This window comes from Fischerella sp. JS2, from assembly GCF_032393985.1.
Lineage (GTDB): Bacteria > Cyanobacteriota > Cyanobacteriia > Cyanobacteriales > Nostocaceae > Fischerella.
The window spans coordinates 7,006,462-7,020,691 of the sequence record NZ_CP135918.1; the positions used below are offsets into that span (position 1 = coordinate 7,006,462).

11 protein-coding genes are annotated in these 14,230 nt (G+C 41.3%); 1 reads left to right on the plus strand and 10 read right to left on the minus strand.

Features of this window, described 5'->3' with window-relative positions:
• Window positions 1-2,022 (plus strand): glycosyl hydrolase family 28-related protein, encoded by a 2,022-nt coding sequence (locus RS893_RS30110; protein WP_315789208.1) that lies wholly within the window; start codon window positions 1-3, stop codon window positions 2,020-2,022.
• 222 nt (window positions 2,023-2,244) lie between these two features.
• Here the strand turns inward: RS893_RS30110 and dhaK are convergent, their stop codons facing one another.
• The 10 genes from dhaK to RS893_RS30160 all read right to left on the minus strand — a co-directional run bounded on the left by dhaK (window position 2,245) and on the right by RS893_RS30160 (window position 14,065).
• Window positions 2,245-3,318: a dihydroxyacetone kinase subunit DhaK gene (dhaK, locus tag RS893_RS30115; RefSeq protein WP_315789209.1), complete on the minus strand. Its 1,074-nt coding sequence runs from the start codon at window positions 3,316-3,318 to the stop codon at window positions 2,245-2,247.
• Window positions 3,319-3,472: 154 nt separating this feature from the next.
• Complete coding sequence (locus tag RS893_RS30120; RefSeq protein WP_315789210.1) at window positions 3,473-4,246, minus strand: hypothetical protein; 774 nt, start codon at window positions 4,244-4,246, stop codon at window positions 3,473-3,475.
• 54 nt (window positions 4,247-4,300) lie between these two features.
• A complete protein-coding gene (locus tag RS893_RS30125) occupies window positions 4,301-4,510 on the minus strand; it encodes a hypothetical protein (RefSeq protein WP_315789211.1) in 210 nt (69 codons plus the stop codon).
• 673 nt (window positions 4,511-5,183) lie between these two features.
• Window positions 5,184-5,768 (minus strand): HMA2 domain-containing protein, encoded by a 585-nt coding sequence (locus RS893_RS30130; RefSeq protein WP_396336399.1) that lies wholly within the window; start codon window positions 5,766-5,768, stop codon window positions 5,184-5,186.
• A 569-nt stretch (window positions 5,769-6,337) separates the two neighbouring features.
• Window positions 6,338-6,634: a DUF5132 domain-containing protein gene (locus RS893_RS30135; RefSeq protein WP_026086132.1), complete on the minus strand. Its 297-nt coding sequence runs from the start codon at window positions 6,632-6,634 to the stop codon at window positions 6,338-6,340.
• A gap of 201 nt (window positions 6,635-6,835) precedes the next feature.
• Entirely contained in the window at window positions 6,836-9,067 is a 2,232-nt protein-coding gene (locus RS893_RS30140; protein ID WP_315789213.1) for a heavy metal translocating P-type ATPase, read from the minus strand.
• A 357-nt stretch (window positions 9,068-9,424) separates the two neighbouring features.
• Complete coding sequence (locus tag RS893_RS30145; RefSeq protein ID WP_315789214.1) at window positions 9,425-10,678, minus strand: hypothetical protein; 1,254 nt, start codon at window positions 10,676-10,678, stop codon at window positions 9,425-9,427.
• Window positions 10,679-10,693: 15 nt separating this feature from the next.
• Window positions 10,694-11,869 (minus strand): HMA2 domain-containing protein, encoded by a 1,176-nt coding sequence (locus RS893_RS30150; protein WP_315789215.1) that lies wholly within the window; start codon window positions 11,867-11,869, stop codon window positions 10,694-10,696.
• Window positions 11,870-11,964: 95 nt separating this feature from the next.
• Window positions 11,965-12,495 carry a peptide deformylase gene (gene def / locus RS893_RS30155; protein WP_315789216.1) on the minus strand — a complete coding sequence of 177 codons (531 nt, stop codon included), beginning with the start codon at window positions 12,493-12,495 and terminating at the stop codon, window positions 11,965-11,967.
• A 166-nt stretch (window positions 12,496-12,661) separates the two neighbouring features.
• Window positions 12,662-14,065, minus strand: a complete 1,404-nt coding sequence (locus RS893_RS30160) for an HhoA/HhoB/HtrA family serine endopeptidase (protein ID WP_315789217.1) — start codon at window positions 14,063-14,065, stop codon at window positions 12,662-12,664.
• Between the last annotated feature and the right edge of the window lie 165 nt (window positions 14,066-14,230).

A 14,230-nucleotide genomic window follows, 5' to 3' on the forward strand; every position in this document is an offset into this window, starting at 1 on the left:
ATGTATCTAAGAGAACATCAGCTTGTGTTTTTTGCCAAAGCCTCTATTTACAAACAAATTCCCTGCTTGATTTTTGTGGCTCTTGTCACTTCTACTTGTGCTGACTATACCAAAAATGCTGATATTCAAATTGCCCAAGCTACCCCAAGCGTGGCAGAAAATATTGTATTTCCCAAAAATATAGGGGTAATAGATGTTACTGCACCAGAATATGGAGCTATACCCAATGATGGTAAGGATGATACGGAAGCTATTCAAAAAGCACTCAGTCGGTTTCCTGGTCAAGGAAGAATTATTTACTTACCTAACGGTGTATATGATATTTCTAATAGTCTACATTGGCCGGCTGGAGAACGTAACCGCTCTGACTATAAGTATACTACGCTACAAGGTCAAAGTCGCGATCGCGTGATTATTCGCCTTCAAGATCAATCTCCTTTGTTCCAGGACTCTAGCAAACCTCGGCCAGTTATTTCCACAGGATTCGATCCAGATTTAGATCCGAACTCAGAAGATTTTAAAGCGAGTTTGGTGGCTCAACGTTTTGGTAATTCAGTAAGAAATCTCACTATTATAGTTGGCAAAAATAACCCAGGTGCAGAAGGATTGAATTTTGTTGCTAATAATCAAGGAGCAGTAAGAAGCGTCAAGATTATCTCTGAAGACAAAAAGGGAGCTACTGGTTTAGCTCTAACTCATGGTGAAATTGGGCCTCTTTTGATTGAGGATGTAGAAATTGTTGGCTTTGATTATGGTGTTCGTACGAACAACAACATCAATAGCATTACCATGCAGAATATTACAGTCCACGATCAAAATTTTGCAGGTATTTTGAACAATGGACAAGCAATGAGTCTAGAGGGTTTCAATAGCATTAATTCTGTATCAGCAATTATCAATGGTCTTGATCCTAATGAAGGTGTTGATTTTGGTAGTACTTTAACTCTAGTAAATGCTAAATTGATTGGTCGCGATCGCGCTAAAAAATTACCAGCAATTTCTTCAGCTGGATTTATCTATGCCAGAAATATATCCTCTTCTGGCTACAAAGAAATTCTCTTAAACAATACCAAAGAAGCAAAAAAAATAGTTAAAGGTTCCAGCTTGGATGAATATACATCCCACCCAATGAATTCGCAATTTCCTTCACCATCAAAGTCACTGCAACTTCCCATTAAACAATTTCCCAAGTTGAAATGGGATAATCCCCAAAAGTGGGTGAGTGTTGAAAAATTTGGTGCAATTGCTGATGATAATAAAGATGATACAGCTGCTTTTCAAGCGGCAATTGATTCTGGTGCAACAACTGTAGTAGTACCAGGTGGAAAAGGAACGTTTATAATCGACGGTTCTCTGCGACTACGAGACAAATTAGAAAGATTTATTAGTACAGGAGGAGCGCTGAATGGCAAAGGAGAAATAGTAGCAGATAACGGTAGTAAACCAACACTGATTATTGAAAACTTCTTTGTTGAATTCGGTTCTAACTTGAGATGGAAGAGTATTGCCAACAGAACTGTTGTTTACCGCAGTATTAGTCACCTGGATTTGGTAAGTAACGGTACTGGAGATTTATTTATTGATGATGTTGTTGTGCCGCATAAACTCAGATTTGTCAATCGTGCTCAACATATCTGGGCACGGCAGCTAAATCCTGAAGGATCTTCAGAAACGAATGTGGTTAATAATGGGGCAAAGCTTTGGATTCTCGGCTTTAAAACAGAGCAAGGTAAGATAAAAATAGAAACTAGCAACGGAGGCTTTACTGAAGTTTTGGGTGGGCTGATTTATGCTGCTGGTAGGCAAGATCCAAAAGAGCCTCTCTTCCGCGTAGTCAATGGTTCTGCTACTTTCATTGGTGTTGCTGATGCTTATTTTGATAATGATACCTACCAAATATGGGTAGAGGAAACACGTGGTAGCAAGACAAAAAGGCTCACTAGAGATAAAGTTCTTAATAGGATAGCTGGTAACGGCCGGGTTCTGCTGTTATATACGGGTTTTGAAAAGTCACCGCGTTAATAAGTATTTGGGCAAAATTAAATTCATTTGTGGAGGTAGGGAACTCTTAACAGAGAACAGGAAAAAAAGGTGTGTAATTAGTTCTGTTTGAGTACATAAAACTTATATTAAATCAGTGAATAATGTAGACGTGCAAGCGGCTTCCCGTAGGGTACAGTTATCAGGCATATGATCGGGGACTTATACCCAGTAATGAAATTGATAACTGATAACTGATAACTGTTAAATTCCCCAGCGTAAGCTTGGAGTTTTCACAGGTGCGTCCCATAAACTAATCATCTCGTCATCTAGCTTAAGTAGAGTGATTGAGCAGCCTTGCATATCCAAGGAAGTGATATAAGCACCTACTAAATTTCGCACAATTTGCAGTCCCTGCTTTTGACAAATTTCTGCAAGTTTGCGGTAGATGATATACAACTCAGAAATCGGCGTGCCACCCATACTATTAACAAAAGCTAATAAGCGATCGCCTTTGGCAAAATTTGCATCTGTCAGTTCCATTTCTTGCCAATCGCCCATTTTTTCGTCCCACTCTCGCAGTGTCCGAGTATAGGATACATCCTCAATAATTGAAAGCGCTAACATCTCAGCTATCTCATCTGCTGATTTTATACTCATGCGTTCTCTGCCGGGTTCACCGTGAATCCCGATACCCATTTCTATTTCTTGGTTATCAAGTGCAAATGTCGGTGTACCTTTGACGGGTAGTGTACAAGAAGTCAGTGCCATACCCATACTCCGTCCATTCAGGTTGACACGTCTACATAGAGCAGCTAGTTGATGTAAATCATATCCCTGCTGGGCTGCTGCACCACAAATTTTTTCTGCTAGTACTGTAGTTCCCACACCTCTACGCCCCTGGGTATAAAGACTATCTTTGACTGCAACATCATCATCAATCAAAATGTTTAGTACCTGAATACCTTCACTTCTAGCTAACTCCGTTGCCATTTCAAAATTCATCACGTCCCCGGAGTAATTTTTGACAATATATAAAATTCCTGCTTCACCATCTACAGCCTTTACTGCTGCTAGCATTTGATCAGGAGTAGGCGAAGTAAAAACCTCTCCAGGACAAGCGGCATCTAACATTCCCATCCCTACAAAACCAGCATGCATCGGCTCGTGACCACTGCCACCCCCAGAAATAATTGCTACTTTACCTTTTACGGGTGCATCAGTTCGATAGACAAAATTAGGGTCAAAATTAACTTTGATGAGATCCGGGTGAGCGATCGCCATACCTTCTAGACTTTCACGCACAAAATTATGGGGATTGTTGATTAGTTTTTTCATCTTTTGCTCGCTGAAAATTTCTGGACAAATATTTTTATTCAAACAATTGTCTTTTCTATTAGTCTAAAAGTTTTATGAGCAACGAGCAAAAGATAACCAGAAGTTTTTCCCACCGTTTATTGAGATGCTGAAAGCTCATTTCTTACAATATTTCTCAAATTAGGTGTTGCTTCTTGCTATCAATAATATGGAATCCTACATCTATACCATTCATAGAGGAACTTATGTACGATAGGAGCGCATAGATAAAGACGACAATACCTATCATTTCTAGCACTTCTTCTACAGTAGTTATCAAAGCATAAATCATATTGGTTTCAGTATAGTAATTTGCATAGTATCCACCTACCATTTCAATACCAATTGCACCTGCTACATAGATTGCCCCAGCAATCAAAAATAAGTGTCGTGTCTTTTTAGGAAGAGTAAAGATAAATCGCCAAAATCGCAGCAAAAACAAAAGTACAAAAATAGCACCCACAATTACCCAAGAGAAGTAAAGAAAACCTCTGGTATTTAATGCATTTCTTAAAGGTAAAATTAGTATTTCATGAATACTGATAAATTCGTCCAAGGATAAATAAACAAAGATTATTGATAATCCTGCCCATGAGCGGTAATCACTATTTCTAGCTATTTTCTTAACTTTGCTGATAGTTGCAAGCAGAATCGAACAAAATAATAAAGAAGCTGCTGAGTAAAGTGAAGGAATATTTGTCTCCTGATCAACATTGAATAACCATTTTAAAATGTCTCTTAAAGGATAATGAGGTAGATAGTAGTAAGTAAAATTCACGAACAAACTGGCGAGGGTGAGACAAAATACTATACCCAGTAACCATTTGACCGTAATTTTGGCAGAAAGATATATATCAAAGTGATGTGATTTTCTGGATAGAGTAGGGTAGCCTTGCTCAACTACACTCAAGTGTTTACTCTTACTTTTATCTGCATCAGAAGATGTTTTGTCAAATTTCTGCCGTTATGGCAATACAACTTTTTCCATGAAATATTCAATGGTTGTCTGCTTGATAAAACCAAGCTTCACTAGAATTTCTCCTAACAGTTTTCCACTTACCTTCTGTTCTTCAAGTGCGATGTTTAACTCAGTTAGGGTAATTAATTCAGCTTCAACTAAGTACATTCCTAGCAGCTTTGGCTGAGATTCTTTAATTATGGCTTGGCTGATCACTAGCCCTCCTTGTTTATTTCCATACCAAAATTCCCGTTAAAGTCACAGATAATACCAATTACTAGCTATGAGCAGTATTTAACGAGTTTCTAATTTTCTATTAACCTTTACTTAACTAAAAAGTATATCCAAGTAATATAAATTTCTGGCAATAAAAGTATGAATTTAATATATAGATGTGTAATTTTACGAGCTTGTTAACCGCAAAAGTACTTAAGTTGAGCATTCTCAGCCACATTTGTTCAGTTCATCTAAATTAAGGAAGTAAAATTTTGTATATAAATAAAAAAGCTATTATCTTAACTGGGTTTTTGCCTTCCGATAGTTCCAAGAAAAGAAGAAGGTTTTATACCAAGTTCGGCTAATTGCTTACGATATTATGCTTGGCTGTTGGTCCTTGGTTTTTCCTATTACCAGCCTACGCGACAGTATAAGTAATAAGAGCGAACATATTATTAAATATCTTTATAAATTATGTAACTACATGTAAAATAAGTTCTACGTCATGCGGGCAACATGCCCGCTTATGAAACTATTTAACATCAAGTCCGAATAATCACTTTATATTCCCACTGCGATCATAGATAATAGGTAATATCCTAGCTAGCAATTATCAATTACCCATTACCGATCTAAATGCATAGTGTAAGTTTTGAAGTGGACATAATGTGACTTATTCTTCACTTGTGGATTTTGGTTGGCTTGTATTACCATGCAACTTAATAAAACTATCAAATGCATACCATGCCAACACATACCAAGGAATAGTTTCTAATTGCAAACCTTTGGTGAGTAATTGCCGAATAGAAAGGCTAGCAAGTCCTATAGGCATAACAATCCGCAAGTCAATTAAACCGTTCGTTATATCATGGACTCGCTGGTTCAAATCAACAATAGAATTTGATACTCCTGCTGCTGCTTCGGTTTTTCCAGCTGTAATATCAGCGAAAATAATGCCTAAATCATATAGTGCAGCAAGAACGTTTTTGAAACTTTCATCGTCAGCATTGTGCCGGATGGTAATACTCCCTTGCTGAACATTCATCCGCACATCATTAATACTAGGATTTGCCTCCAAGGTTTTGGCAAGACGTTGCATTTCTTCTTTTTGACGGTGGGAATGAGCAACTCGCAAACGTAGCCGCCCTGGAGTGTTACTAATAATTTTTGTCAGTATAGGCTTGGGCCGCGTTTTAATGATTTTATCCGACATTGACCTTGGCATCTCAGTAAGACTGCCATTACTATTTTTCCACACGTAACCACTTTCCTTAAGCAATTACAAATTTTATTCAACTAGTTCTGTCATGAGTTTGCAATGAATCGAACAGCTTCTGGGAAAAGCTTTGATACCAAACTTGGTATTAATCCAAAATCCGTCTTGAAAAGCTTTGAAGTTCCCTCCGGAACGCTTCTTTGTAGACTCACCCATCTGCTTCAAGGTAGAGTACGGAGGAGCCAGTGCGGTGGTGAGGCAACGCAGTCTTGGGGGTTCCTCCCCCAACCCCAAAGGGGACCCCGAGCCCCCAATCCCCACTCCCTTGGGGGAGTGGGGGCCGGTGAGTCCCCCATGAGCGATTGCCGTAGACGCGCTTTACTCGGCTTCTGTAAAGTAAGGGTTTCCCGGCATAAAGGAGCCAGTGTGGTGGACTCTTCTCCCGGCATAAAGAAAGAGGCGTCATGTGGCGTGAAACCTCCGCACCCTAGCGGAAAGCCACTCCGTATCTACAAACTTTTCGCAAAATCCAAAATCCAAAATTGCTAAAGGGCTAAGGTGAATAAAGTTTTCTTTTTCCTTTGCCCTTTAACTTTTACCCACCAATCGTGTTATGCACCATTGTCAGATATATTATCAGCAGCTTCAACGGCTGGCAGTTGCTTAGATTCAGCGAGTTCTGCTCTAGCTTCGGCTACCATGTCTTCCCAGGTTTCGCCTAATTCTGCAAAAGCTCCTTTGCTCTTTTCATAAAGAACCAGTCCGCCTTTGATCAAGGACTTAGCTATTGGTTTACCAACTCCAGCTACTACTGGAATCACAACAGGTGCTAGGATAACTGCACCAATACCTGCAATAATTCCAGGTGCGCCAGCATCTTCTACAAAGTCAGTTATTTTTGGTGCCATTGCTTATTAACCTCACGAGAATTGAACTTTATATTAAAACCTCTAACCTTAATTCAGTTGAGATGGATATCTCATCCTGCTGACGATAGAGATTTTGTTACTGGTTAGTTGTTAGTGGATAGTAGTTAGTTGTTGGTAATTGGTAATTGATATTTTGGTTATTCCTATTACCCATTGCCCATTCCTACTAACCATTAACTACTAACTATTTTTTGGCTTGAGAAGTGGACGTAAACCGTTGACTCCCGCAACGACTGTGGAGCCATTATTAACTACTGTTGCCGCTAAAGGATTTAGACCAAAGAAAACAGCTACCATCAAAGCAGCTAAGTTAGGAATGGCAATAATGCCCGTATTTTGCTGAATTAATTGCTTGGTTTGGCGAGCGATCGCGATCGCTTCTAGTAAGCCATGCAAGTTATTGTGCATCAGAACCACGTCTGCTGTTTCACGAGCGATATCGGAACCGTTGGCGAAGGAAACGGAAACATCAGCATATGCTAAAGCAGGCGAATCGTTGATGCCATCACCAACAAATGCAACTATTTTGTCTTGTTCGTGTAATTCACGGACAACTGTTGCTTTTTGCTCAGGAAAAGCTTCGGCGTGGGTATGATTTGGGGCAATGCCAAGTTGGGCGGCTACAGCACTAGCAGTCTGCTTGTTGTCTCCGGTTAGCATGTGTACTTCCACATTTTCGACCGTTAACAGTCTGCTAATGACTTCGCGGCTTTCGGGACGCAAAAGGTCACTATATTCTATTATACCTAAAAGTTGACCGTTGCTGCCAACATAAATTGCCGAAGCAGGTTTTTGGCGTTCCTCCAAACCGGACATATCCACTTCTTGCAGACTCAGGAAACGTTCACTACCCACAAAAACTGTCTCGCCGTCAATCTCTGCTTTCACTCCTAAGCCTAATTGATAGTTCCACTTGCTACGTGGCAGCATTTCAACTTTATGAACTTCGGCATAGCGCATGACTGCTTCTGCAACTGGATGAGTTAGGCGTTGTTCCGCAGTTGCTGCAAGTTGCAGTACCCGCACAGAAGAGACGGCAGGATTAAGACTTTCTACACGAACAACAGCAGCTTCGCCTTGAGTCAAAGTACCAGTTTTATCAAAAACAATCGTATCTACTTGTGCCAGCTGCTCTAATGCCCTACCACTGCGGATGAGAACACCGCGTTGGGCTGCATGGGTGAGGGCTGCTAAAACTGTAGTTGGTACTGATACACGAATACCCGTAGCAAAGTCTAAGGTGAGGACACTGGCTGCTCGTGCCGGGTTACGAGTCAGGGCAAATACTGCTGCTCCTAGTAGCAAAGTTGGCAGGACTGTTTTTTGTGCTACTGTCGCTGCATAGTTTTCCATCCGGGTATCATGCACAGGAGCTTGCTCCATTAACTGCAAGCTTTTACCCGCAAGAGTATCGTGACCGACTTTTTCGGTCAAAATATACATGCGTCCTTCCCGTACCAAGGTAGAAGCAAAGACGTTTTGTCCCTTGGTTTTGAATACAGGTACAGACTCACCAGTCAGTTTTTGTTCATCCAGCAGCACTTTTCCCCGCAATATCTTACCGTCTACAGGGACTTGTTCTCCTGGATAGACAATGACGATATCACCGCGCTGCACTTCGTGAATGGGAATTTGTTGCTTTTGACCATCTCGTTCTACCCAGGCGAATTGTCCTAGGGAACTGAGCAGATCTAAAGTTTGCTGTGCGGAACAACGAGCAGTGCGATCGCGAATTTTTTCACCAATATCAATTAAACTCAGCATCAATGCTGGGGCGAGAAATCTACCTTGAATCGTAGTAATGGCGATCGCGATCAAATCCAAAAAGTCTATATTTAGTTTTCGTTCTAGCGTAATTCCTTTCCAAGCGCGTTGGAGAACAGGCAAGGTAGCAAGAGAAATGGTTCCTACCATGAAAATTGGTGGAATGGCTAATCCCAAAGGCCCACCTAGCACGGCTAAAGCAGTAGCAGCCCCTGACAGTTGTAATCCAGACCAGGATGTTTCCGTTGCTTTTGTTGTTTTGTGCTTTGTCGGTTTCAAAACCACAACTTCTGCTGCGGATTGCAATACATGGCCTAGATGATGGCGTAACTTAAATTCTGAGACTGTTTCGGGATTATAAGTAACCGCAACTGATGCAGCAGCAGGCTTGAGTCGAAAAGATGTAACTAACGCATCTGCTTCTAGCAGAACTTGGAGGCGCTGTGCGTAGTCAGGATTGTGACGCAAGCGAGGTACTCGTAATCTTATTCTTCCCGGAATTGTATGGATAACCCTGTAATCTACTTGGGGAAGATGCGTGCGTGAATATCCCTTGTGTTCTATAAAATGGGCTTTCCCATTCTTTTGGGTCAAATTCAGTTGGGATTGACCTGCGGAGGATGGTAGACCCACCTTAACTTGTACCATTGCTTCTCTCTCATACAAAAATATTGGTGAACATTGGTGACGAGAACACTGTTTGTAGTGAGCTATAAAGCGCTTATTGAGGACTCAAGTCCTGACTACAAACAATAATCTTCAAGTCTTTATTTAAGAGTGGATATCTTGCAAAAATCAGGAGATTCTTAATTACGAACACAGATGAACACAGATGCACACAGATGCATATGGATTTTATCGGTGTCCGTTTTTTGAAAATAGACTTTTGCAAAAGGTCTAGTAGTCAGTCAAGAGCGCGTCTTTGCTTGGGTTTAAGTCTCCCACTATACGCCTGTTCACTGATAACTGTTCACTGTTCACTGATTTAATGATTGGTTAGAAAAGTTAGGCAACTGCCACATCACTGGCACATTGCAACAGATTTGCTAAATGTGATATCGCAGCTTCCAAAACACTGCGATCGCGGTCTTTGGTATTAGCTTTCACCGCAGATTTGTATGTGATCACAACTGATGCTGCGGCACGGTTAATTCGTTCGCCGATGACCGTTGGATCTGCTTTTAATAAAGCCTCTAAGTGTTGCACATATTTAGGATCTTTTGCGATCCGAGGCACATGAAACCGAATTCTTCCCGGAATGACGTGAGCAATGCTATAAGCTACTTTAGCTGACTGCTTTGCTTGCTGTTCAGTTTTCTGGGGAGGTACGACGGACTTCGGGCGAGACGAAGACACTGGTAGGACTTGAATCCCCATCCAATCGAGCCTTCTGCCTTCTTCAATTTCTTTAGGCAACTTCCTACTTAGTAGAAATTTATGTTCTGTAATGGTTGCAACTGTGATTTTTTTAACAGCAGTGACATTAAAATGTCTGCTAACTGAAGTAGGGGAAGATGCAGGGAGAACTGGTAATTTCTCCTCGTCTTGTTGTTGTCTGTGTTCTATATGGCTGACTGTTGGGTATGAATTCGTTGGTTGTATCGTTGCTGGCTCTGCTGTACTAGATTGAATCAGATTAACTAGATGCGATCGCATCTCACTATCTGATATGACTCCAGATTTGTACATTACCACAATAGACGCAGCAGTGATATTTATTTGCACCTTCGTAACCAATGCCTCTGCTTTCAACAACTTTACAAGACGTTCTTGATATTTTTCATCTGTGGAAATGCGAGGAACGCAAAACCCAACTTGTCCTGGCATTGCATAGGTAATGCTATAAATTTCTTTTACCATTCCAAGTTCAGTTGGTTTTTGAGTTTTGAGATAGGAATTTACTGGTTGAATCGTTGCTGGCTCTTTGATTCCAGACTGAATCAGATCAATTAGATGCGATCGCATCTCACTATCTGACATTTCTCCAGACTTATAAGTTACTACCACAGAAGCGGCGGTACTATTGACTTGCACATCTGTGACTAAAGCTTCTGCTTTCAGCAATTTTACAAGACGTTCCAGGTAGCTTTGATCTCTGGAAATACGGGGTACACAAAACCCGACTTGTCCTGGCATTGCATAGGTGATGCTGTAAACTTCCCGGGGCGATCGCTCTTCAGTGCGATCACTTTGCTGCGTAACTCTTCCCTGGGTTTTTTTTTCTGGGATAGATACCAATCCTAACCTTGATCCAACCATTGCTTTCCTCCCTCCTCAGTCCGGGGCTGCATTAATAGGAAAGTTCGCCATAAAGGCGAGAGCATAAGACAAAGCTGGAGCTTTGAATGTAGCCCATAAACCAGTTACTTCTGGTGTAGGTTCCACTGTTGCTGTCTGGAATTCTTCTGGTTTGCTCAACTGAGTAACTGGCTTGGCAATTGGGTGCGTATGAGCGTCTTTGGCTATGACTTGCGGTGCTGTTTGCTGGGCTAGCTGCATGAAACCCACCCAGTGATCTGCTTCTATATTGCTTGGTTGATATGCGATCGCCACTGATGCAGCATCACAATTAACACGCACGTTTGTAACTTGGGGATCAGCTTTGAGCAATCTTTCCAAGCGTTTTGCATAGTCTCGATCTTGAGCTAATTTTGGTACACTCAGCCGAATACGCCCCGGAATTACATGGACTATGTTGCAAGTAATCTTTGCACTATCTCCACTGTCTGTTGAGAATAACTCTTGTTTTCCAGGTGCTATTTGCTCCACTTTTGCTAAAGAGGTTTGCGATGTAACCTGATGTTTTTTTTTCGATTGTGTTGCAGAAGCTGTATTCAATTTTTTATTCTTTTTAGTTCCGAATAATTGAGGTTCTATATAGTCAATCACACGCCGAGTGGCATCTGCTGTAATCATGTATACCGGAATTGCTGCCAACCCATTGATTCCAAGCGCCCCTGTTACTCCTAATCCTGCAAATAGAGGAATCAAGGAAAGTCCTTGCTCTTGCCAAAATTCTGCTGATTTCCAAGCCGCAAAGGGATCGGTATTAGTTTGTGAATCAGAAGTGGCTTGATATTGCTGAATGCCAAACTCTTGAAGTGTCGCCAACATCTGTGGCAAAGGCAGCCTACTTTCATCAAATTTAACCACTAAACTACTAGTTTTGTGATTAGTTGTGACTTGTGTTACACCATCATGCTGCCGTAATTCCTGGGATAGACTTTCCAGTATCGATTTCTGACTAAAGTCAGTGGCACGAATTCGCACGCGGCCTTGGCTGACATGAATAATTTTCAGACCACTCAGTCCTTGTTGTGCCGTTAACCGTGCAGATACTTCACCCTTATGATTATCAACTTCATCGCTTTGCTGATGAGCAAAGATTAAGCCAGAAGATTGTTGCAGCGGTTGACTTAACCCCTTGCGACTACTAATAGTTTTTGTCATTTACCCAATAGCTACCTCAAAGCCAAAAGGTTAACATCAGAATAAATCTAACTTAAATTTCCACCTGCTGTATAGCTCTTTAGAATTATTTATTGTCAAATATTATTAACAATTAGTTTTTGATACTCGTGATCCGTGACAATATCTAAATTACTTTCCAAGCGGTCTAAAAAGACTATACCATCAAAATGATCGTATTCGTGTTGAAAAATACGAGCGACAAAATTGGTTAACAATTGCCTTTGGATCTTGCCGTTTCTGTCAGTGTATTCAACTTCTATTGCCTCATACCTTGGTACTAAACCCCTGATACCAGGAATGCTTAAGCAACCTTCCCAGTCTTTGCTCACCGTACTCGAATGAGCTACGATGCGGGGATTAATCATAGCAGTGGGTTCCATATGTGGAGCATGGGGATACCTGGGATTAGGGCGTGATGCCACAATCATCACACGATATGATTGGGCAACTTGAGGAGCAGCAATGCCTACACCATTGGCCTCAGTAACTGTAGCCATTAAATCGTCAATCAGCTTCTGCACTGTTACATCTTGGATATCTTCAACTTCAGTTGCTTTTTGACGAAGTATGGGATTACCTAATTGAATTATTGGGAGTAATGCCATTTTGGATTTTAGATTTTGGATTGGGATAACTTATGTGGGCATAGTTTTTTTAAATCTATCTGTCGCAATAATTTTTTAAATTAATGTAATTAACCATGATCTAAAGCTCCTAATCATAACAATCAAAAATGTATGAATTCTTAAATCTTTTCATTCAAAATTCATATTAACTTTCACGCTGAACTGGCAAAGGAGCAGGTCTAACTGCTACTTGCAAATTTTGTCCATCGCGTTGTACTTGTATTTGTAAGGGGATTCCTATTCTACTGTTTTCTACTAATTTTTGCACTTGTTCAACCTCAGTCACAGGCTGGTTATTGATACTCTGAATTACATCACCTTCTCTTAGTCCAGCATTGGCTGCGGGAGAACGCGCTATAACAGCAATTAATAAAACTCCTTTATCTGTTGCCAGATTAATGCCTAATTTACTGATTCTTTCTCTAATTTCGGGTGTGAGCGTCGCCATTTGAATACCCAAATAGGGATGATCTACTTTCCCGTTAGCAATTAATTCTTGGGCAATTTTTTTCGCCGTGTTGATGGGAATAGCAAAACCTAACCCTTGAGCGCCGCGAATAATCGCAGTGTTCATGCCAATTACTTCACCACGAATATTTAGTAAAGGCCCGCCAGAGTTACCAGGATTAATAGCAGCGTCAGTTTGAATATAATCAACACGTTTGTCGCTAGCACCGATCGCACTCCCAGAACGTCCCGTAGCGCTGATAATTCCAGAAGTTACAGTATTGTCTAAACCCAAAGGATTACCAATCGCAATGACTGCTTCTCCTGGCTGTAAAGCTTCAGAATTACCCAAAGCAATAGTCGGCAAATTATTAGTATTAATTGTCACCACCGCTACATCAGTAACTGGATCTTCCCCTATGACTCGTCCGTCAAAAGTACGACCATCTTTTAATCTTACCGTTACCGTATCAGCACCGTTGACTACATGAGAATTGGTCAAAATTTGACCATTGGCATTGATAATAAAACCAGAACCACTACCCCGTTCGACTCGCTGTCTAGGCTGTGGTTCATCTCCAAAGAACCGCCGGAAAAATGGATCGCCAAATTCATCTGGTACTGGTGAAGTGATCGTTCTAGCAGAATCAATCCGAACCACCGCAGGCCCTACCTTTTTTACCACATTCACTACAAAATTGGGATCTCCAGATGATTGCAAAATAGGAGGCGGAGCGGGAGCAGGGGCGCTTGTCGGGTTTTGTGCTTGAGAATTGGGTGTTTGATTCCGTGGCATATTAACGCGTAAGGAACAGCCCCCAAGGGATACAATTGCTACGCTACTCAGTAGCATGGATAAAATTGAGATTGCCGATCTTTGAGGCGATGGAGTGTTTTGTGATGAAGTGGTGGGGTGATGGGGCTTCTGTGATCGGGAGGTGGGGGAAATTTTTTCTCCCCATCTCCCCATTGCCCCTAATCCCCACTCCCCCAAGGGAGTGGGGGCCCCGAGTTCCCCATCTCCCAATCTCCCCATCTCCCCATTTCCTAAGCTACTGGTATTTATATTTCTTGTTTGCAAGTCATTGTCTGGTTTCTTCATCTGTGCTTACTTCTCCATGTGAATGTGTCAGTGGTAGGATATTGCCTACCAGGGAGTCCAAACAAAGATTACAACTTAAAAGCATGTTCCTGGTCTAGAGTAGCTGAATGTTAAATTGGTGCTTGCTTATATTATTGTGACGATTACCAGCAAAGGTGGTAGATA